General features: G+C 56.4%; 18 protein-coding genes. 16 read left to right on the top strand and 2 right to left on the bottom strand.

All coding sequences use genetic code 11. The features are described 5' to 3' along the window. The first annotated feature begins 8 nt into the window (after positions 1-8). The 4 genes from H6A20_RS08280 (at position 9) to H6A20_RS08265 (ending at position 4,362) form a co-directional block, all read left to right on the top strand. A complete protein-coding gene (locus tag H6A20_RS08280; RefSeq protein WP_204906657.1) occupies positions 9-1,916 on the top strand; it encodes a molybdopterin biosynthesis protein in 1,908 nt (635 codons plus the stop codon). Positions 1,917-1,934: 18 nt separating this feature from the next. Continuing rightward, a complete protein-coding gene (locus H6A20_RS08275) occupies positions 1,935-2,660 on the top strand; it encodes a HesA/MoeB/ThiF family protein (RefSeq protein ID WP_204906656.1) in 726 nt (241 codons plus the stop codon). A 9-nt stretch (positions 2,661-2,669) separates the two neighbouring features. Then, positions 2,670-3,605, top strand: coding sequence for an MOSC domain-containing protein (locus tag H6A20_RS08270; RefSeq protein WP_204906655.1), 936 nt, complete (start codon positions 2,670-2,672; stop codon positions 3,603-3,605). 463 nt (positions 3,606-4,068) lie between these two features. After that, entirely contained in the window at positions 4,069-4,362 is a 294-nt protein-coding gene (locus tag H6A20_RS08265; protein WP_191428191.1) for a hypothetical protein, read from the top strand. Positions 4,363-4,409: 47 nt separating this feature from the next. Here H6A20_RS08265 and H6A20_RS08260 read toward each other — a convergent pair whose 3' ends face one another. Next, positions 4,410-5,303: an RluA family pseudouridine synthase gene (locus H6A20_RS08260; RefSeq protein ID WP_204906654.1), complete on the bottom strand. Its 894-nt coding sequence runs from the start codon at positions 5,301-5,303 to the stop codon at positions 4,410-4,412. 201 nt (positions 5,304-5,504) lie between these two features. Here H6A20_RS08260 and hrcA point away from each other — a divergent pair, with 201 nt between their 5' ends. The 4 genes from hrcA to dnaJ all read left to right on the top strand — a co-directional run bounded on the left by hrcA (position 5,505) and on the right by dnaJ (position 10,511). Then, positions 5,505-6,548, top strand: coding sequence for a heat-inducible transcriptional repressor HrcA (hrcA, locus tag H6A20_RS08255; protein ID WP_204906653.1), 1,044 nt, complete (start codon positions 5,505-5,507; stop codon positions 6,546-6,548). 71 nt (positions 6,549-6,619) lie between these two features. Beyond that, complete coding sequence (grpE, locus tag H6A20_RS08250) at positions 6,620-7,258, top strand: nucleotide exchange factor GrpE (protein WP_204906720.1); 639 nt, start codon at positions 6,620-6,622, stop codon at positions 7,256-7,258. A 44-nt stretch (positions 7,259-7,302) separates the two neighbouring features. Then, on the top strand, positions 7,303-9,192 hold the full coding sequence (gene dnaK, locus H6A20_RS08245) for a molecular chaperone DnaK (protein WP_204906652.1): 1,890 nt from the start codon (positions 7,303-7,305) through the stop codon (positions 9,190-9,192). A gap of 134 nt (positions 9,193-9,326) precedes the next feature. Further along, a complete protein-coding gene (gene dnaJ / locus H6A20_RS08240) occupies positions 9,327-10,511 on the top strand; it encodes a molecular chaperone DnaJ (protein WP_204906651.1) in 1,185 nt (394 codons plus the stop codon). 46 nt (positions 10,512-10,557) lie between these two features. Here the strand turns inward: dnaJ and H6A20_RS08235 are convergent, their stop codons facing one another. Further along, positions 10,558-11,583, bottom strand: a complete 1,026-nt coding sequence (locus H6A20_RS08235; RefSeq protein ID WP_204906650.1) for a LacI family DNA-binding transcriptional regulator — start codon at positions 11,581-11,583, stop codon at positions 10,558-10,560. 269 nt (positions 11,584-11,852) lie between these two features. Between H6A20_RS08235 and H6A20_RS08230 the strand changes: the two genes are divergently transcribed. The 8 genes from H6A20_RS08230 (at position 11,853) to H6A20_RS08195 (ending at position 19,716) form a co-directional block, all read left to right on the top strand. Next, positions 11,853-13,175 carry an ABC transporter substrate-binding protein gene (locus H6A20_RS08230; protein WP_204906649.1) on the top strand — a complete coding sequence of 441 codons (1,323 nt, stop codon included), beginning with the start codon at positions 11,853-11,855 and terminating at the stop codon, positions 13,173-13,175. Between the two features lie 24 nt (positions 13,176-13,199). Beyond that, the gene (locus tag H6A20_RS08225) at positions 13,200-14,078 is read left to right on the top strand and encodes a carbohydrate ABC transporter permease (protein ID WP_338106645.1); all 879 of its coding nucleotides are present in this window, start codon (positions 13,200-13,202) and stop codon (positions 14,076-14,078) included. After that, positions 14,050-14,901 carry a carbohydrate ABC transporter permease gene (locus H6A20_RS08220; RefSeq protein ID WP_204906647.1) on the top strand — a complete coding sequence of 284 codons (852 nt, stop codon included), beginning with the start codon at positions 14,050-14,052 and terminating at the stop codon, positions 14,899-14,901. The genes H6A20_RS08225 and H6A20_RS08220 overlap by 29 nt, the downstream gene beginning before the upstream one ends. Before the next feature lie 4 nt (positions 14,902-14,905). Beyond that, positions 14,906-16,009 (top strand): ABC transporter ATP-binding protein, encoded by a 1,104-nt coding sequence (locus tag H6A20_RS08215; RefSeq protein WP_204906646.1) that lies wholly within the window; start codon positions 14,906-14,908, stop codon positions 16,007-16,009. Positions 16,010-16,062: 53 nt separating this feature from the next. Further along, positions 16,063-17,394 carry a glycoside hydrolase family 32 protein gene (locus H6A20_RS08210; RefSeq protein ID WP_204906645.1) on the top strand — a complete coding sequence of 444 codons (1,332 nt, stop codon included), beginning with the start codon at positions 16,063-16,065 and terminating at the stop codon, positions 17,392-17,394. Between the two features lie 134 nt (positions 17,395-17,528). After that, positions 17,529-18,494 (top strand): PfkB family carbohydrate kinase, encoded by a 966-nt coding sequence (locus tag H6A20_RS08205; protein ID WP_204906644.1) that lies wholly within the window; start codon positions 17,529-17,531, stop codon positions 18,492-18,494. Between the two features lie 282 nt (positions 18,495-18,776). After that, positions 18,777-19,028 (top strand): hypothetical protein, encoded by a 252-nt coding sequence (locus H6A20_RS08200; protein WP_204906643.1) that lies wholly within the window; start codon positions 18,777-18,779, stop codon positions 19,026-19,028. Further along, complete coding sequence (locus tag H6A20_RS08195) at positions 18,988-19,716, top strand: 3-isopropylmalate dehydrogenase (protein ID WP_204906642.1); 729 nt, start codon at positions 18,988-18,990, stop codon at positions 19,714-19,716. The genes H6A20_RS08200 and H6A20_RS08195 overlap by 41 nt, the downstream gene beginning before the upstream one ends. The last annotated feature ends 144 nt before the right edge of the window (positions 19,717-19,860 follow it).

Raw genomic sequence — 19,860 nt, 5'->3', positions numbered from 1 at the left:
GCAAGGGTATGGAAAAGAGAAATTTATATCTGCACACAACGCCGGTTGATGAGGCGAAGGAAGTATATGGAAAGGCGGTCAGAGCGTGTGTAAAGGCCAGGAAAGAGGAGATCCCTGTGCGGGACAGCCTGGGGCGGATCACGGCGGAGGCTGTATACGCCTCCTTGTGTTCGCCGTTTTTCAATGCGTCTGCGATGGACGGGATCGCGGTGACAGCCTCGCGCACGGCCGGCGCCAGCGAGGAGCATCCCCTCACGCTGAAGCGGGGGGAAGATTTTAAGGTGGTGGATACCGGAGACCCGGTCCGGGATCCCTATGACGCGGTGATCATGGCGGAGGACCTCCTGGAAGTGGACGGGGACACCGTTCAGATCATGGCCGCCGTCTCCCCCTGGAGCCACATCCGCCCGATCGGGGAAGACATTGTGGCGGGAGAGATGCTCCTTCCGGGCCATCACAGGATCCGCCCGGCAGACATCGGCGTTCTGCTGGGAGGAGGGATCTGCCATGTGCAGGTGACCGCCCGGCCAAGGGTGGGGATCATACCGACAGGGACGGAGATGATCCCGCCGGGGCAGGAGCCGGGGGAGGGACAGATCATTGACTCCAATTCCGGCATGTTCGCCGCGCTTGTGCAGCAGTATGGCGGGGTGCCGGATGTAAGCCCGATCATAGAGGACGACTATGAGAAGATCCTGGCGGCAGTGAGGCGGGCGGTGGCAGACAATGACGTGGTGATCGTCAACGCCGGTTCCAGCGCCGGCACAGAGGATTACACGGTCCATGTCCTGCGAAAGCTGGGGACGGTCCTCATCCACGGCGTTGCCATCAAGCCGGGGAAACCGGTGATCCTGGCGGTCGTGGACAACAAGCCGGTGATCGGCCTTCCGGGTTACCCGGTGTCGGCGTATATTGATTTTGAGACGTTTGTGAAGCCTGTCATGGAGCTCTTTACCGGCGCGGCGCCGGAAGAGCATCCGGTGGAGGAGGCGGTGGTATCCAGGCGCCTTGTCTCCTCGCTGAAGCACAGGGAATATGTGCGGGTAAAAGTAGGTGAGGTGGACGGCAGGCTGATCGCCTCCCCCCTCGCAAGAGGCGCGGCGGCAGCCACCAGCCTGGTCAGGGCGGACGGCGTGTGCGTGATCGGCCAGAATCTGGAGGGGTACGAAGCGGGAGAAAAGGTGCCGGTTGAACTGTGGCGGTCCCGGGAGGAGATCCGGCATACCATCGTCTCTATAGGGAGCCACGACATGATCATGGATTTCCTGGCGGATCTTCTGCCGGATCTTTTCCCTGGCGTTCATTTGTCCAGCACCCATGTGGGAAGTATGGCGGGGCTCATGGCGCTGAAGCGGGGCGAGGCCCACATCGCGCCTACCCACCTCCTGGACGAGGAGACCGGCGTTTACAACATTGCCTATCTGCGCCGGATCTTCCCGGACCGGGAGATGGCTCTCATGAAAGGCGTGACCCGGATCCAGGGATTGATGGTGAAAAAGGGGAATCCAAAAGGGATCCGCGGTATTGAGGACCTGCCGGGATGCCGGTACGCCAACCGGCAGCGCGGGGCGGGCACCCGGGTGCTTCTGGATCACCTTTTGAAACAGGCGGGCATCCGCCCGGAGCAGATCGACGGGTACGAGCTGGAAGCGGCGACCCATATGGCGGCCGCGGCCCTTGTGAAAGAGGGCGGTGTGGATGCCGCCATGGGAATCTATGCGGCGGCAAAGGCGATGGATCTGGATTTTATCGAGGTGGGGGAAGAGGAATATGATTTCGCCATTGAGAAGAAAAACCTGGAACTGCCCTTTGTTCAGGCCTTTATCCATGCTCTTCAGTCAGAACCGTTTCTTGACAGAGTGCGGGAGGCCGGCGGGTATGGCACGGAAGGCATCGGGGAGATCATCTCCGTATAGAGACAGAGGGGGATATGTATGGACGGGAGATATGACCGGCAGATCCGGATGCCGGAGATCGGCACAGAAGGGCAGAGGAAGCTGGAGCAGTCTGTGGTGACTGTGATCGGCTGCGGGGGCCTTGGGGCGCCGGTTCTTACCTACCTTGCGCAGGCAGGCGTGGGGACAGTCCGCATTGCAGATGGAGACACCGTCTCAATATCAAATCTGAACCGGCAGTTTCTCCACTGGGAAGAAGATATCGGAAAGGAGAAGGTACATTCAGCGGCGGAAAAGCTGAGGAGACTGAATCCGCAGATCCGTGTGGAGACGTTTCCGTTCTATCTGACAGAGGACAATGCGGATCGGATCCTTTCCGGCTCGGATGTGGTGGTGGACTGCGTGGACAGCCTTGCGGGAAGGCTTCTTGTGGGAAGGCAGTGCCTTGCCAGGGACATCCCGCTCGTAGAGGGCGCTGTCCAGGGGTTTTACGGGTACGTGCTGGATATCTCCCGCAAGACGGCCTGCCTGGAGTGTCTCGGATATCACCTGGGGAAAAGCCCTGCGCCGGTTCCGGCTCTCGGGGCTGCAGCCGGGGTGATCGGAAGTCTGCAGGCGGCGGAGGCGCTCAAGATCCTTCTTGGGAGGAGGGAGCTTCTTCTTGGGACGATGCTGCAGTACGACGGGCTGTGCTGCGAATTTGACAAAATCGAGATCAAAAAGGATCCCCGGTGCAGGGCGCATCTGTCCTGCGGGGAAGAGTAGGAGGGTACGATGGGAAAACTGCTTGGCATTTGTATCAGTGAAAGGAGGGGGACGCAGAAGAAGGAAGTAGAGGAGGCGCTCCTCAAGGAAAACTGGGGCATCGAGGGCGACGCCCACGCCGGGGACTGGCACCGTCAGGTGAGCCTTCTGTCCTTTGAGAAGATCGAGGATTTCCGGGCAAGAGGCGCAGAAGTGGACTTCGGCGCCTTCGGTGAAAACCTGATCGTGGAGGGCTACGACCTGCGCCGCCTTCCGGTGGGCACCCGTTTTCACATAGGGGAGGCCGTCCTGGAGCTGACCCAGATCGGGAAGGAGTGCCACAGCCACTGTGAGATCTACAAAACGATGGGCGACTGCATCATGCCGCGGGAGGGTGTGTTTACAGAAGTGGTGAAAGGCGGGCGCATCCGCAGGGGGGACGCGGTGGACCTGGAGCCGCCGGCCCCGGACCGGCCTTTCACGGCAGCAGTCATCACCCTGAGCGACAAGGGGGCCAGAGGGGAGCGGGAGGACAAAAGCGGCCCGAAGATCTGTGAGCTGGTTAGGGAGGCCGGCTACGAGGTGAAAGAGACGCTGCTCCTCCCGGACGGCACCGAGCCCTTAAAGAGCCAGCTCATCCGCCTGGCGGACCAGCGGCAGATGGATGTGATCTTCACCACCGGCGGCACCGGATTTTCAGAGAGGGACTTAACGCCGGAGGCAACGACCGCCGTCTGCGACCGGATGGCAAACGGGATCGCGGACGCCATCCGCAATTACTCCATGACCATCACGCCACGGGCCATGTTCAGCCGGGCTGTGTCCGGCATCCGGGGGAAGACGCTGATCATCAATCTGCCGGGAAGTCCTAAGGCGGTGGAGGAGGCGCTGGAGTTCCTCCTGCCCCATCTGGAGCACGGCCTGGGGATCCTGCGTGGAACAGCCGGGGAGTGCGGCAGAAAGTGACTCTTTTTTCGTGAGAAATGTTTTTTCGTGAGAAATGTTTTTGCCTGAATATTGAAAAGAGAAAATGCATATGCTATAATGCCACTAGGCAGAAAAGATATGATCATTCAATAGCAGTACAGACGAACACCCCGGAGAAGGCAGTCTCCGGGGTGTTCTGTTCCGTTTTTTGATGGTGGACCAGTCCATAGGCCAGTTACCGGTTATTCGTCACTGTCTAACCATTTGATGATGTAGTGGCAAGCTACACCAGCCATGACAGTGATAAGAAAAGATACAATATGATCCAATAGCAGCACCCCCTTCCCGTACCAGGTGTGGGGCGGTAACATAACCATTATATCATGACAGGGATGATTGGAATACATAAAAATGAAAAAAGAAAAATTTCTTGCCATTGCACGGCGAAAAGCGTACACTGAATGTTAGAGTGAAAGCCCCGGGAGGGCAGGAGGAAGAGAAAATGAAGATCTATGACACAGTAAAAAAAGAGGACGTTGAGATCAGCGATTACAGGGATCTCATCAAGATCATGCAGGACGGACGCCAGGTAGACCTGTATCTGAAGGAGAAGAAATCTGACGAGGACGGGTACATGTCATGGGATGTGGAGCACTGGTCCAGCGTGGCGCCGAAGCGGTTCATCCGCTGCTATTCCCTGGAGGGACGGGTCCTCGGCGAGTCCACGGGGCACAACATCTACGACCTGGAGAACGAGTTCAAACCGGCGGAGGCCGCGAAGATCGAACTCAGCTGATTTTCATACATAACAGGATAGGGACACAAAGGGTGCCGGACCGGCTGTCATGCCAGTTCCAGCACCCTTTTCATATCCTCCGGCAGGGGCGCGGTAAATTCCATGGGCTCCCCTGTCATGGGGTGAGGGAAGGACAGCCGGTGGGAGTGGAGCGCCTGCCGGCTGATGTATCTCATATCCGGGTTGTAGAGGTAGTCCCCGATGAGAGGGAAGCCCAGGTACTGCATGTGGACCCGGATCTGGTGGGTGCGGCCCGTCTCCAGCTTCAGGCGCACCAGGCTGTGGGGCCCGTACTGTCCCAGCGTCTCATAGTGGGTGACCGCCTCCTCCCCGTGTTCAAAATCCACTTTCCGCTCCACGATGGACGTGCCGCTGCGGGCGAGCGGGGCGCGGACCGTGCCGGCGGGGGGCGTCACGTGGCCGGAGACGATGGCCAGGTACTCCCGCCCCAGCGTCTTGTCCGCCGTCATGGCGGAGAGGATCCCGGCGCTCACCAGGTGTTTGGCCACCACCGTGAGGCCGGACGTGTCCCGGTCCAGCCGGTTGGAGCAGCGGAAGATGAAGGGCTTCCCCTGCTCTTTGTAGTACCAGGCCAGGGCGTTCGCCATGGTGTTCGTGTAGTTGTTTACGGAGGGGTGGATGGGCATGCCGGCGGGCTTGTTGACGACGACGATGTCCCCGTCCTCGTACACGATGTCAAGGGGCAGATGGACGGGGACGATCTTTCCGGACACACCCGTCTCCCGGATGCGCACGGTGAGGCGGCATCCTGCGCGCAGATACTGGTTCATGTAGGCCGGGGCGCCGTCCACAAGGGTGCTGTCCGGCATCTGCTTTATCGTGGCCAGATTCTGGCGGGAGTATCCCTTCCTTCGCAGGAACTGCGCGATCCGCAGGCCGTCCGCCTCTTTTCCTATTATATAATCGATCGTTCTGTCCATGGCGCTTTCTTTGTCCCTCCTCGCTTCTGAGAACCAAGTATAGCACAGGAAATCCGTATTTTCACGAATTTCGCGTAAACTGTAAAAAAATTATAAATCCTGTTGACAAACAAAAACCAGAGTGATACATTAATAACCGTAGAGATTAGCACTCGGATTAAATGAGTGCTAACAATACAAAAAGACAAGGAGGCAGCGAGGATGCAGGCCACAGAGACACTGGGTGAGAGAAAACTGAAGATCCTTCACGCGATCATCCAGAACTACCTGGAGACGGGGGAGCCGGTCGGATCCCGGACGATTTCCAAGTACACAGACCTGAACTTAAGTTCCGCGACGATCCGCAATGAGATGGCGGACCTGGAGGAGCTTGGATACATCCTGCAGCCCCATACATCGGCGGGCAGGATCCCTTCTGACAAGGGCTACCGCTTATATGTGGATATGCTGATGGAGGAGAAGGAGCAGGAGTTAAACGAGATGCAGGAGCAGATGCTCGACAAGGCAGACAAGATGGATCAGCTCCTGAAGCAGGCCGCGAGAGTGCTGGCTGCCAATACCAACTATGCGACCCTTGTATCCACTCCGACAAACAGCGCCAACAAGCTGAAGTTCATTCAGCTCTCCCAGGTGGATGACGAGCAGATCATAGCGGTGATCGTTCTGGGCGGCAACGTCATCAAGAACAAGATCATCAACGTGGGCGAGCCGCTTGGGAACGAGAACCTGCTGAAGCTGAACATGCTGCTCAACACAACCCTGAACGGCATGTCCATCGAGGAGATCAACCTGGGGCTGATCGCCAGGCTCAAGGAGCAGGCGGGCATCCACAGCGAAGTCATCAGCGATGTGCTGGACGCGGTGGCCGACGCCATTCAGATCGACGACGAGATGCAGATCTACACCAGCGGCGCCACGAACATCTTCAAGTATCCGGAACTCAGCGACAAGCAGAGCGCCCAGGAGATCATCAGCGCGTTCGAGGAGAAGCAGCAGCTGACCGAGCTGGTCACGCAGACCCTCTCCCAGGAGGACAACACAGGCATCCAGGTGTATATCGGAGACGAGACGCCGGTGCAGACCATGAAGGACTGCAGCGTGGTGACCGCCACATATGAGCTGGGGGACGGCATGAAAGGGACGATCGGGATCATCGGACCAAAGCGTATGGACTACGAACATGTTTTAAAATCGCTGAAGCACCTGCAGGGTGAGCTGGACGCGATTTTCCATAAGAAAGAATAAGAAAGGCGGATGAACCCTTGGAAGAGAATAGAAAAAAAGAAGAGGCAAAGCAGGAAAAGAGCCAGGAAGAGATGGTAAAAGAGGCTGTGGAAGAGGCGAAGAAGACGGCCGCCCAGGCAGACCCGCAGGAGGGGGAGGAGATCCCCATCGAAGACGGGGACGCCGGGGAGGAGGAAGGCCAGGACGCCCCGGACGGCCAGGAAGACGAAGAGCAGCAGTCTTCGGAGGAAGAAAAGGACGGAGGCAGAAAGTTCTTCGGGAAAAAGAAGAAAGACAAAAAAGACGAGAAGATCGAGGAGCTTACCGACAAGCTCACAAGACAGATGGCTGAGTTTGATAACTTCCGCAAGCGCACCGAGAGGGAGAAATCCCAGATGTACGAGGTGGGCGCGAGAGATATCATAGAAAAGATCCTCCCCGTCGTGGACAGCTTCGAGAGGGGCCTGGGCGCGGTGAAAGAGGAGGAGAAGGACCACCCCTTCATGCAGGGCATGGATAAGGTCTACAAGCAGATGATGACCACACTTGCCGAGGCGGGCGTAAAGCCGATCGAGGCGGTGGGGCAGGAATTCGATCCCAACTTCCACAACGCAGTGATGCATGTGGAGGATGAGAACCTCGGCGAGAACATCGTCGCGGAGGAGTTCCAGAAAGGCTACATGTACCGTGACAGCGTCGTGAGACACAGCATGGTGAAGGTGGCAAACTAAGAGGCTGACAACAAAATTTAAAATATAACAGGAGGAATCACATCATGGGAAAAATCATAGGTATTGACTTGGGTACAACAAACAGCTGCGTGGCGGTTATGGAAGGCGGACAGCCGGTCGTGATCGCAAACACAGAGGGAGCCAGGACGACACCGTCAGTCGTGGCATTTACAAAGACAGGGGAGCGTCTTGTAGGTGAGCCTGCAAAGCGTCAGGCAGTTACAAATGCCGAGAAGACGATCTCATCCATCAAAAGAGAGATGGGCACAGACTACAAGGTAGAGATCGACGGCAAGAAGTACTCCCCGCAGGAGATCTCCGCCATGATCCTGCAGAAGATGAAAGCGGACGCAGAGGGCTACCTTGGCGAGAAGGTGACAGAGGCTGTCATCACCGTGCCGGCCTACTTCAACGACGCACAGCGCCAGGCTACAAAGGACGCCGGCAAGATTGCGGGCCTGGATGTAAAGCGTATCATCAACGAGCCTACGGCGGCTGCCCTGGCTTACGGCCTGGACAATGAGAAAGAGCAGAAGATCATGGTATACGACTTGGGCGGCGGTACTTTCGATGTATCCATCATCGAGATCGGCGACGGCGTCATCGAAGTCCTCTCCACAGCCGGAAACAACAGGCTGGGCGGCGATGACTTCGACCAGAAGATCACAGACTACATGATCTCCGAATTCAAGAGGATGGAGGGCGTGGATCTGTCCACAGACAAGATGGCGCTCCAGAGACTGAAAGAGGCTGCCGAGAAGGCGAAGAAGGAGCTCTCCTCCGCCACAACGACGAACATCAACCTTCCGTTCATCACAGCGACGGCTGAGGGACCGAAGCATTTCGATATGAACCTGACAAGGGCTAAATTTGACGAGCTGACCCACGACCTGGTGGAGAAGACAGCGGAGCCTGTACAGAGAGCCCTCTCTGACGCGGGCATCACAGCTTCCGAGCTTGGCCAGGTGCTGCTGGTGGGCGGTTCCACCCGTATCCCGGCCGTGCAGGATAAAGTAAAACAGCTGACAGGCAAGGAGCCCAGCAAATCCCTGAACCCGGATGAGTGCGTGGCGCTTGGCGCTTCCATCCAGGGCGGCAAACTGGCGGGCGACGCCGGCGCAGGCGACATCCTTCTTCTGGATGTCACACCCCTCTCCCTGTCCATCGAGACAATGGGCGGCGTAGCCACAAGGCTGATCGAGAGGAACACGACCATTCCGACAAAGAAGAGCCAGATCTTCTCCACAGCGGCAGACAACCAGACAGCCGTTGACATCAACGTCGTACAGGGCGAGAGACAGTTCGCAAGAGACAACAAATCCCTCGGCCAGTTCAGACTGGACGGCATCCCGCCGGCACCGCGCGGAATCCCGCAGATCGAGGTTACGTTCGACATCGACGCCAACGGTATCGTAAATGTATCCGCCAAGGATCTCGGAACAGGCAAAGAGCAGCACATCACCATCACGGCCGGCTCCAACATGTCCGAGGAGGACATTGATAAGGCTGTGAAAGAGGCGGCTGCATTCGAGGCCCAGGACAAGAAGCGCAAAGAGGGGATCGACACAAAGAACGACGCGGACGCGTTCGTATTCCAGACAGAGAAAGCCCTGGAGGAGGTAGGCGACAAGATCGACGCTTCCGAGAAGGCAGAGGTTGAGGCGGACTGCAAGGCCCTCAAGGAGCTGCTTGAGAAAGTCAACATGGAAGATATTTCCGATGCCCAGATTGCAGAGATCAAGGCAGGCAAGGATAAACTGATGCAGAGCGCGCAGAAAGTGTTTGCCAAGATGTATGAGCAGGCAGGCGCAGGCGCGAATGCAGGCGCAGGCCCGAACCCGGGCGCAGGCGCAGGTCCGAACCCAGGCGCGGGAGCCGGCCCGGAGGGATACGGCAGCGACGACGTGGTAGACGGAGATTACAAAGAGGTCTAGGTAAGACGGCCTTCCGGCAGACGGAACATACATTTTGGTTCTGCGGAACGCGGGGACGGGGAGTACATCTCCTGTCCCCGGGTCCCGCAGAACTTTGTCTGCGCAGATCCGATAAAACGAAAGGTTGATAGAGAATGGCAGAATCAAAGAGAGATTACTACGAGGTGCTGGGCGTCAGCAAGGATGCCGACGAGGCAACTCTGAAGAAGGCATACAGGAAGGTGGCAAAAAAGTATCATCCTGATGTGAATCCCGGAGACAAGGAAGCGGAGAAAAAATTCAAGGAGGCGTCCGAGGCGTACGCTGTCTTAAGCGACCCGGAAAAGAGGCGGCAGTATGACCAGTTCGGCCATGCGGCCTTTGAGGGCGGCGCAGGCGGGGCCGGCGGCTTCGGCGGTTTTGATTTCAGCGGCGCTGATTTCAGTGACATCTTCGGCGATATCTTCGGCGACCTGTTCGGCGGCGGCCGGCGCGGCGGAAGGAGCAGCCAGGGCCCCATGAAGGGCATGAACATCCGAAAGGCTGTCCGGATCACATTTGAGGAGGCTGTGTTCGGCTGCGAGAAGGAGATCGAAGTGATCCTGAAAGATCCCTGCCCGAAGTGCGGCGGGACAGGCGCCAAACCGGGGACTTCCCCCCAGACCTGCCCGAAGTGCGGCGGCAAGGGCCAGGTTGTCTACACCCAGCAGTCCTTCTTCGGCACTGTGCAGAATGTGCAGACCTGTCCGGACTGCCACGGGACCGGGAAGATCATCAAGGACAAGTGCCCGGACTGCGGCGGCACCGGCTATGTTTCCAGCAAGAAGAAGATCGCCGTGTCCATTCCCGCAGGCATTGACAACGGGCAGAGCGTCCGCATCCGCGAGAAGGGCGAACCGGGCGTGAACGGCGGACCCAGAGGCGACCTCCTTGTGGAGGTGGCTGTGTCCCGCCATCCCATCTTCATGCGGCAGGATATGAACATCTTCTCCACCGTGCCCATCTCCTTTGCCCAGGCTGCGCTTGGCGGGGACATCCGCATCAAGACCGTGGACGGGGATGTGGTGTACAACGTAAAGCCCGGCACAAAGACAGACACGAAAGTCCGGCTGCGGGGCAAGGGTGTACCCTCGGTGCGCAACGCCCAGATCCGCGGCGACCACTATGTGACGCTCGTCATCCAGACGCCGGAGCACTTAAGCGCCGAGGCGAAGGAAGCCCTGCGCCAGTTTGACGCCCTCTCCGGCAACACCCTGAACCAGAACCCGGAGGAGCTGGAGAACCACAAGAAAAAGAAAAAAGGATTTTTCGATAAAATGAAGGAAGCCCTTGATGAGTGATCATCAGGGGCTTCCCCTTTGTCTGCTGTCTTCTTATATGCCGGACTCAGGCAGTCGTCTCCCGGCGAATCAGGACGGGCGGGATGACTTTGTGGACCGGATCCCCGGCGGGAGCCGGCCTTCTTTTTTTTCGCTCCCTGATCTGCGCTGTCAGGATCTTCATGGCTTCATCCGCGATGAGGGGGATCTGCTGGCCAACCGTGCTGGTGGGGACGACGGCCTCCCGGGAGATGGGAGAGTCGTCAAACCCGATGATCTGGTAGTGCTCCGGCAGTTTCCCGTACTTTTGGAACAGGATGTTGAGGAGCACGTTGGCGTGGGTGTCGTTGGGCATGAAGACGCCTTTCCGCTGCTCCGGATACCGGGTCTCAAGATCGTCCACAAGGCGCAGGATATTTGCCCTGTTCTCCTCAAACGTGTTTCCCAGATCGGTCAGGATCAGATCATAGGGGAGGCCGTAGTCTTTGCATGTGTCCACAAATCCCCGGATCCGCCCCGAAGCGGGAGCGCTGTCCGGCAGATCTGCATTCACATGGATGAGGATATCGCAGCCGCTCTCCTTTAAAAGGCCTGCCGCCTGCACGCCGCCCATGTAGTTGTCCGTGTTGACGCTGGAGATGTATGCATCCTCCCGCTCGATCCCGACAACCGGCACATGGCAGGCTGCCAGCTCCCTGGAGGAGATGGTAGGGCTTAGGACGATCATGCCCTCAATGTTGTAGGCGAGCAGCTCTTCGATGTACCGCCGCTCCACATCCTTTTTGTCGTTCCCCGCAAAGACAAGGAACTTGTACCCGTACGTCTCGTAGGTGGAGAGGATCTGGCTGAGCATCTCCGAATAGTAGTGCATGTAGAGATTGGGGATGATGATGCCGATGAACTCGGTCTGTCCGCTGGCCAGGATCCGTCCCACTTTATTTTCCTTATAATCAAGCGCCGCCAGGGCGTCCGCGATCTTCTGCTGGTTTTCCAGGGTGAGGGTATCGGGGCTGTTAAAATACCGGGAGATCGTTGTCTTGGAAAACCCGGTGTACGCCGCGATATCGGCGAAAGTCACCTTCTTCTGATTCATACGGAATCCGCCTCCTTTATCACATTGTCTTTAGTATACCAGAGAGAGGTGCGGGAAATCAATAAAGTAACCGGTAACAAAACCGGTTTTGTATAAGCTGTACAAAAAGAGGGGACGGAAAATGGGACAAATGACGAAAGTGAGTGGAGAACGCATTTTTCATTGACATTTTCACATCCGCGTACTATGATTGCATTAAAGGAACCGGTTACTTAACCGGTAACTGTAACGGTTACTCAAGGAAGTAAAAGATAAAAGGAGGAGATGGAATGAAGAAATGGAGGCTTTGCCTGGGCGCAGCGGTCCTGGCGGCGGCCTGCCTCACAGGCTGTCAGCAGAAGGATCCGGAGCCCGGGGAAGTGGCTGGTTATGACGAGGGGGAGGAGTACCTCTCCATCTGGGTCCACTCCATCGAGGACACAGAGGAAGGCCAGGCCTACAGGGAGTCGGTGGAGAGCTTCAACGAAGCCTTTGACGGACAGTATTTTGCAGACATCGAGTTTGTACCAAGAAACGACAGCGGCGGCGGGTATTCCGACAAGGTGAACGCCTCCGTCATGGCAGGAGGCCTGCCGGACGTCCTGACTGTGGACGGACCGAACATCTCCGCCTATGCGGCCAACGGCATCATCCAGCCCCTGGCAGATCTGACGGAGGAGGAAGAGGGCGCCTATCTTCCCTCCATCATTGAGCAGGGGACCGTGAATGACGACCTGTACGCCCTGGGCGTGATGGAGTCCAGCGTGGGCTTCTACTACAACAAGGATATCATTGAGGAGGCGGGCATTGAGATCCCGGATGCGGACCACCCCTGGACCTGGTCCGAGTTCCTGGATATCCTGGAGGATCTGAAGCCCCTGATGGATAAAAAGGACGGCTATCCCCTGGATATGACCTTCCCGGTGGGCGAGACGAGCATCTATTACTATGCGCCCTTTGTCTGGTCCGGCGGCGGGGAGCTGGTCAGCGACGACGGCCTGGAAGTAGACGGATACTTCAATTCGGAGACGACGGCCGCGGCCATGGACTACTTCCGCACGATCGTTGAGAACGGCTACATGTCTGAAGCGCCCATCGACCACCTCTTCGAGAGCGGGAGAGCGGCCTTCAAGTTCGACGGGGCCTGGGAGGTCAACACAGTCTACACAAGTTATCCGGATCTCAATCTGGGAGTCGCCCCCTACGTTGTGAGCGACGACTGGGACGGCGGCACCTACACGCCGACCGGATCCTGGGCTTTCGCGGCTTCATCCGAAACGGAGGATATCGGGGCGGCCACAGAGCTTGTCAAGTGGATGAGCGGCGTGGACAGCGGGATCCGCATCTGGGAGATGACAAAGAACTTCCCGTCCACCTATGAAGCATTTGAAAACATTGATGTGTTCCAGACCGATGAGAACTACAATGCCCTGTACGAGCAGCTTACAAATTACGGCCATCCGAGACCGAAGACGCCGGTGTACCCCCAGGTGAGCACCTCCTTCCAGGAAGTGCTGGAGAGCGTGGCGCTGGGCGGCAAGGATGCGCAGACAGAGCTGGACAAGCAGGTGGAACGGATCGATCAGAAACTGGAACGATATGTAAGGGAGTAAAGGATGAAAAAGAAGAATTCAATCATGGGAATGGCGTTTTTCGGGCCTGCGCTTGTGCTGCTCACCATCTTTCTCTTTCTGCCGATGGTGCTCACGCTCGTGTTCAGCTTTACGGACTACTTCGCGCTGAATCCGGAGCTGACCCACTTTGTGGGACTGGAAAACTACCTGAATATTTTTAAAGACGAACTTTTTGTACAGTCATTTTTGAACACAGTCAAATTTGTCATCATCATCGTGCCCTGCCAGTGCATCGGCGCCCTTGTGCTGGCGCTGGCCATCAACAAGGCGGCGCACTGCAAGAAGTACTTCAAGGTGGCCTTCTTCGTGCCGGTGGTCATGTCCCTGGCAGTTGTCTCCACCCTGTGGATGCAGATCTACAGCCCGGAGGGCATCTTAAATACGCTGCTGGCGAACTTCGGCATCGACGCCCAGCCCTTTATCCACAATGCCAGCCAGGCGCTTCCCTCCATCGCCGTCATGAGCGTATGGCAGGGCGTAGGCTACCAGATGATCATCTTCCTGGGCGGCCTGCAGAACATCAACCCGGCCCTCTATGAGGCGGCGGAGATGGACCACGCCAGCAGCTGGCAGCAGTTCAAGGATATCACCCTGCCGGAACTGAAGCCCCTGTGTGTGTTCGTGTTTATCACGGTCACCATCGGCGCGTTCCGCATGCTGGTGCAGCCCATGGTCATGACCGGCGGCGGACCGGACCACTCCACCTACACGATCGTGTACGATATTTACGAGACAGGTACGGTCAACTGGGAGATGGGACTTGCTTCCACCATGGCCATTGTATTTACAGTATTTGTCGTCATTCTTACGATCATCCAGAATGTTCTGACGAAAGACAAGGAGGGAAAGAAGCATGGTATCAAAAAAGCAAAAGCGAATTAACTGGATCCTGGTGGCCGTGCTGCTGGTGCTGTCCGTGTTCTTCCTCTTCCCTGTGATCTGGATGCTGGCCAACTCCTTCAAGCCGGATGCGGCCATCACGGCGGACATGAACTCGGTGGCGGCCTTCATCCCGCCGGCGCCGGACGGAAATTTCTTTGACAACTATATCGAGATCATCACCAACACGAGCTTCCTGCGGTACATGGGCAATACGCTCCTCTACGCGGCGATCCTGATCGTCCTTGGCATCATCGTGAACGGACTTGCAGGGTACGCCCTGGCGAAGATCAACTTCCCCTTCCGGGAGCAGTGGCTTTTGATCATCATGATGCTGCTGATCGTGCCCACAGAGACGGTCATCACCATCCACTTCCTGATCATTGCCAAAGCGGGGCTTTTGAACACGATCCTCGGCTATATCCTGCCGGCCATCGTGAATCCATTTAATATTTTCCTGTTCCGGCAGGTGTTCGTAAGCCTCCCGGACGATGTGTACGAGGCGGCGCAGCTGGACTTCTGCGGACCTGTGAAATACTTCTTCACCATGGTCCTTCCGATGTCCAAGACCGTCGTGGCGACCGTCAGCGTATTTACATTCCTGAATGTGTGGAACGATTACCTCTGGCCGTCACTGGTATTTACATCCAGCGATCTTCTGACAGCGCAGATCGGCCTCAACTCCATCACATCCAATGAAAACACGACAATGGGTCAGACCCTTGCAGTCATCACACTTGTAACTATCCCCGTCATCATCATCTACTCCCTGTTCTCCAAGCAGATCGTGGAAGGTGTGACATCAACAGGTTCAAAGGAAGGATAAGAAGATGAGTTTTATAGAATTTAAAAATATATGTAAAAGGTATCCCGGTTCAGAGAAAAACACAGTCGACAACGTAAATCTGGAGATCGAAGAGAAAGAGTTCATTGCCTTTGTCGGACCCTCCGGCTGCGGCAAATCCACAACCCTGCGCATGATCGCGGGGTTTGAGGAGATCACCGGGGGTGAGCTCTACATAGATGGGAAGAAGGTCAACGAGATGGCACCCAGGGACAGAGGCATCGCCATGGTGTTCCAGAATTACGCCCTGTATCCCCATATGACAGTTGAGAAAAACATCGGCTACGGCCTGAAGAATATGAAGCTGCCCGCAGATGAGATCAGGAAGAAGGTGGACTGGGCCATCGATATCCTGGGCCTGGAGGAGTACCGCTACCGCAAGCCGAAGAACCTCTCCGGCGGCCAGCGCCAGAGGGTGGCGCTGGGGCGCGCCATCGTGAAGAACCAGAAGCTGTTCCTCATGGACGAGCCCCTCTCCAACCTGGACGCAAAGCTCCGCGTCAGCATGCGCACGGAGATCAGCAAACTGCACCGGGAGCTGGGAGCAACCACCATCTATGTCACGCACGACCAGGTGGAGGCCATGACCATGGCGGACCGGATCGTCATCATGAAAGAGGGCGTGATCCAGCAGGTGGGCAGGCCCATGGAACTCTACGATCACCCGGTCAACCAGTTTGTGGCGGGATTTATCGGTTCCCCGCAGATGAATTTCTTTGATGTAAAGGTGGAGGACGGCAGAGTATACTTCAGCGACGGCAACCAGATCACCCTCTCCGACGGCATGGTGAAGAAGCTTGCCGGCCGCAGCGGCGATATGATCCTCGGCATCCGGGGCGAAGACATCAAGATGGATGCCCAGAATATGGACATCAATGATGAGAACCATCTCCATGCGGTGATCACGGACACAGAAGTCATGGGAAATGAGAACAACCTGTATTTCAGCTTTGGAGGGACCCAGGCTGTCGCCAGGGTATCCAAGTACGAGGTGAGCCAGATCGGCGACAAGGTGGACTTCGTGTTCATGCCCTCAAAGATGCATTTCTTTGACAGGGAGACGGGGGTCAACTATACGGAACTGCAGTAGGAGTCTGCAGCAGACGGAACAGGAATTACTATGATGAGCATTACGGAGGCAGTATGAAGACGCAGAGACTACATTTAAAAGCGCCGGACAACTGGATCAATGATCCGAACGGCTTTATATACTACAAGGGATACTACCATCTGTTTTACCAGTATTTTCCTTTTGAACCCCGCTGGGGGACCATGCACTGGGGTCATGCGGTGAGCCGGGACCTGGTGAACTGGGAGCACAGAAAGCTGGCCCTCTATCCGACTGTGCGGGAGGACCGGAACGGGTGCTTCTCCGGCAGCGCGGTGGAGAAGGACGGGAAACTGTACCTGATCTACACGGGCGTCCGCTACGAGGTGGTGAACCCGGAGGATCCGCACACCTGTCTGGATGAGCAGTTCGAGTCTGCACAGCTTATGATCTCCTCTGAGGACGGCTTTCACTTTGACAATGAGAACGGGAAAAAGGTGATCATCCCGCCTATCACGGACCCGGCCATCGGGGACCGGACCCACACGAGGGACCCCAAGGTCTGGAAGAGCGGGGACCACTGGTATCTCGTCCTTGGGAGCACTGTGGAGGAGAAGTACGGGGAGGTGCTCTTCTACAGGAGCGATGACCTCCACACCTGGACCTACGTGGACAAGGCTTTCAAGGGCCCCGAGTTTGGCTGGATGTGGGAGTGCCCGGACTACTTTGAGACAGAGGGCGGCAAGGTGCTGATCCTCTCCGCCATGGGCTTCCTTAAGAACGGGGAGAAGGAGAAAAACCAGTCTATCTGCTTTCATGTGGAGTTTGACCAGTCCTCCTGTCGGATGGAGATACCGGATACGTATCAGTTCCTGGACTACGGCCTGGACCTGTATGCGCCCCAGACAACGATGGACAGGGAGGGAAGGCGCGTCCTCTCCGCCTGGGTCAGGATGCCCAAGGTCACAGACGAGGGCTGGATCGGCATGTTCTCCACCCCCAGGGTTGTAGAGATGAAGGAGGGCCACATTTTCTTCCGCATGCACCCCAACGTGCGTGCTGCCTACTCGGAGGAAATCCCGGCAGGCTCCCAGCGGGCGGCGGATGGCTATCTGGTGTCCCTTGACCTGGAGGATGGGGAAGAGCTTGATGTGGGCGGATTTGTCATCCGCCGGGAGGGCGATTGCATCTGCACGGACCGGAGCGCCGTGTTCCCCTCCTTCCCGGGAGCCCACATCCGCTCGGAGACGCCGGCCCTGAAAGGGGGCTTCCACCTGGACGTGGTGGTGGACAAGAACCTGGTTGAGGTCTTCGTGAACGACGGAGAGTACGTGATCACCAACGCTGTGTACGGCCTGGAGGACCAGGTAGGGTACAGCGGTGAGGGGAAAGAGAGGAGGATACACATTTTCAGCGCACAGAGCTGACATCCTTGCATGAGGAAAAGAGGTCGTCCCGGCCATTTTTAAGCTGCTGTTTTGAAGAGTACGAAAAGTATGGAAATATGGCGGGAAATGTTATATGATATTTAGAGCAAAACATGCGAGGAGGAGAGACACAGATGGATAAACAATACGATGTGGTGGCGCTCGGAGAACTTTTGATCGACTTTACAGAGAATGGCCTGAGCGGCCAGGGCAACCCTCTGCTGGAGGCGAATCCCGGCGGAGCTCCCTGCAACGTGCTGGCCATGCTGAACAGGCTGGGGAAAAAGACAGCCTTTATCGGCAAGGTAGGAAATGACCAGTTCGGAAAGATGCTGAAGGAAGTGGTGGAGGAAAGCGGTACGGACGTGTCCGGCCTTGCCATGGATGAACAGGTACACACGACACTGGCATTTGTGCACACATTTCCGGACGGGGACAGGGAATTTTCCTTCTATCGGAATCCGGGCGCTGACATGATGCTGACCAAGGAGGAGGTTGACCCGGAAATCATCAAAAACGCAAGGATCTTCCACTTTGGAACTCTTTCCTCCACCCATGCAGGCGTGAGGGAGGCCACACGCTATGCTATTGACGTGGCGAAGGAGAACGGCCTTCTCGTCTCCTTTGACCCGAACCTGCGGGAGCCCCTTTGGGAAAGCCTGGACCAGGCGAAAGAGGAGATCCTGTACGGCATGTCCAAGTGTGACATCCTGAAGATCTCGGACAACGAGATGGAGTTCATGACCGGAACGACAGACTACAATAAAGGTGTGGAGATGCTGCGGGAGCAGTTTGACATTCCCCTCATCTGCGTGACGCTCGGGAAAGAGGGAAGCCGGGCTTACTACCGGGATCTGATCGTGGAGGCGGCCCCCTTTGTGAGGGAGGACACCATCGAGACGACAGGAGCGGGGGACACCTTTGAGGCCTGCACCCTGAACTACATCCTGGAGCACGGCTTGGAGGATCTGACAGAGGAGAACTTAAAGGAGATGCTCACCTTTGCCAACGCGGGCGCTTCCATCATCACCACGAGAAAGGGAGCCCTGAAGGTTATGCCGGAGAAAGAGGAGATCGAGAAGGTTATCCGGGAGAGATAAGACCGGACTTAAAATGAAATAAGAACAGCGCAGGATGCGTGCCTAAATAGAGGAAAGGCGTGCAGCTGCGCTGTTTTTTGTTGACAGAAGACATAAGCTGATGTAAGCTTGGAGTATCTTCTTTTTTGAGGAAACATTTCTTGAACCGCATCGTTCAAAAGCGGTTCCCATTCATATCTGACGTATCGGGCATATCTGCCGGATTACCCGGAAATGATGAAAAATTTATGTAAAAGTTGCACGGAGGGAAGAAACTGTATTATACTGACAAGGAGGAGAGGGATGGAGCAGGAGAAGAGAAGACTGTCCTGGCATCCGGCGTTCGGCGCGGTGCTGCGGATCGAACTGGAAAAGGAGCTTGAGCTGCTGGAGATCGTGGATGAGCGTCAGCTCACAAAGGAGCCCCTGCAGATGGATGTGCTTGTCGTGAAAAAGGAGAAAGGCATCCGGCTAGAGAAGAATATCGGAAGGATATTCAAGAGCTACAATATCATTGAGTACAAATCCCCCGGAGGACTATCTGAGCATCAATGATTTTTACAAGGTGTATGCCTACGCCTGCCTGTATCAGTCGGACACGGACCGGGTGATGGAGGTGGATCCGGAGGAGATCACTCTGACATTCGTGTGTATGCGCTACCCCAGGAAGCTGCTTGAGCACCTGAAGAAGACGAGGGGGATGCGGGTCAGCAGGCAGGGTGACGGAATTTACTATCTTGAGGGAGATGCCCTTGCGATGCAGCTCCTGGTCACAAGGGAGCTGTCGGAGAGAGACAACTACTGGCTGCAGCACCTAAGGGGAGACTTGGAGGAGGGCCGCGAGCTGCAGGACCTGATGGAGAGATACGAGCGGCACAGACATTCAAAGTGGTACCAGGCGGCCATGGATTTGATCGTGCGTGCCAACTGGGACAGGATGAAGGAGGAGAAGGAAATGTGCGAGGCGTTGAGAGAGTTGTTTGCAGATGAGCTGCAGGAGTCAGAGGAGAGAGGAAAAGAAAAGGGGAAGGAGCAGGGGGAGGAGACAAAGCTTATATCACTGGTCTGCAAGAAGATCAGGAAAAACAAGGCAGTATCAGTCATAGCGGAAGAGCTTGAAGAGCCGGAGGAAAAGATAAGTCTTATCTGTGAGACGGCCCGCCGGTTTGCCCCGGACTATGACGCAGACCAAATCTATGTAGCCCTTGCCAAAAAAGAGACAAGGGAAGTGAAGAAACCGTAATAGACGGTCTGCATGTATATTTGAAACAATATTTTGGGGCTGTTGCAAAAGTAGATAGATAATCTACTGGAGCAACAGCTCCACTTTTTATACCTAAAAACAGAAAACAGGCCCCGAAGAGCCCGTAATCCGTGGTATAATTAG

The organism is Mordavella massiliensis, from assembly GCF_016901695.1.
Lineage (GTDB): Bacteria > Bacillota > Clostridia > Lachnospirales > Lachnospiraceae > Claveliimonas > Claveliimonas massiliensis_A.
Note: the sequence above shows the minus strand (reverse complement) of the source record. Positions and strands in the feature narration are given on the sequence as shown.

Coding starts and splice junctions, on each gene's coding strand:
- H6A20_RS08280 (WP_204906657.1), top strand. CDS start 9: ATGGAAAAGAGAAATTTATATCTGCACACAACGCCGGTTGATGAGGCG.
- H6A20_RS08275 (WP_204906656.1), top strand. CDS start 1,935: ATGGACGGGAGATATGACCGGCAGATCCGGATGCCGGAGATCGGCACA.
- H6A20_RS08270 (WP_204906655.1), top strand. CDS start 2,670: ATGGGAAAACTGCTTGGCATTTGTATCAGTGAAAGGAGGGGGACGCAG.
- H6A20_RS08265 (WP_191428191.1), top strand. CDS start 4,069: ATGAAGATCTATGACACAGTAAAAAAAGAGGACGTTGAGATCAGCGAT.
- H6A20_RS08260 (WP_204906654.1), bottom strand. CDS start 5,303: ATGGACAGAACGATCGATTATATAATAGGAAAAGAGGCGGACGGCCTG.
- hrcA (WP_204906653.1), top strand. CDS start 5,505: ATGCAGGCCACAGAGACACTGGGTGAGAGAAAACTGAAGATCCTTCAC.
- grpE (WP_204906720.1), top strand. CDS start 6,620: ATGGTAAAAGAGGCTGTGGAAGAGGCGAAGAAGACGGCCGCCCAGGCA.
- dnaK (WP_204906652.1), top strand. CDS start 7,303: ATGGGAAAAATCATAGGTATTGACTTGGGTACAACAAACAGCTGCGTG.
- dnaJ (WP_204906651.1), top strand. CDS start 9,327: ATGGCAGAATCAAAGAGAGATTACTACGAGGTGCTGGGCGTCAGCAAG.
- H6A20_RS08235 (WP_204906650.1), bottom strand. CDS start 11,583: ATGAATCAGAAGAAGGTGACTTTCGCCGATATCGCGGCGTACACCGGG.
- H6A20_RS08230 (WP_204906649.1), top strand. CDS start 11,853: ATGAAGAAATGGAGGCTTTGCCTGGGCGCAGCGGTCCTGGCGGCGGCC.
- H6A20_RS08225 (WP_338106645.1), top strand. CDS start 13,200: ATGGGAATGGCGTTTTTCGGGCCTGCGCTTGTGCTGCTCACCATCTTT.
- H6A20_RS08220 (WP_204906647.1), top strand. CDS start 14,050: ATGGTATCAAAAAAGCAAAAGCGAATTAACTGGATCCTGGTGGCCGTG.
- H6A20_RS08215 (WP_204906646.1), top strand. CDS start 14,906: ATGAGTTTTATAGAATTTAAAAATATATGTAAAAGGTATCCCGGTTCA.
- H6A20_RS08210 (WP_204906645.1), top strand. CDS start 16,063: ATGAAGACGCAGAGACTACATTTAAAAGCGCCGGACAACTGGATCAAT.
- H6A20_RS08205 (WP_204906644.1), top strand. CDS start 17,529: ATGGATAAACAATACGATGTGGTGGCGCTCGGAGAACTTTTGATCGAC.
- H6A20_RS08200 (WP_204906643.1), top strand. CDS start 18,777: ATGGAGCAGGAGAAGAGAAGACTGTCCTGGCATCCGGCGTTCGGCGCG.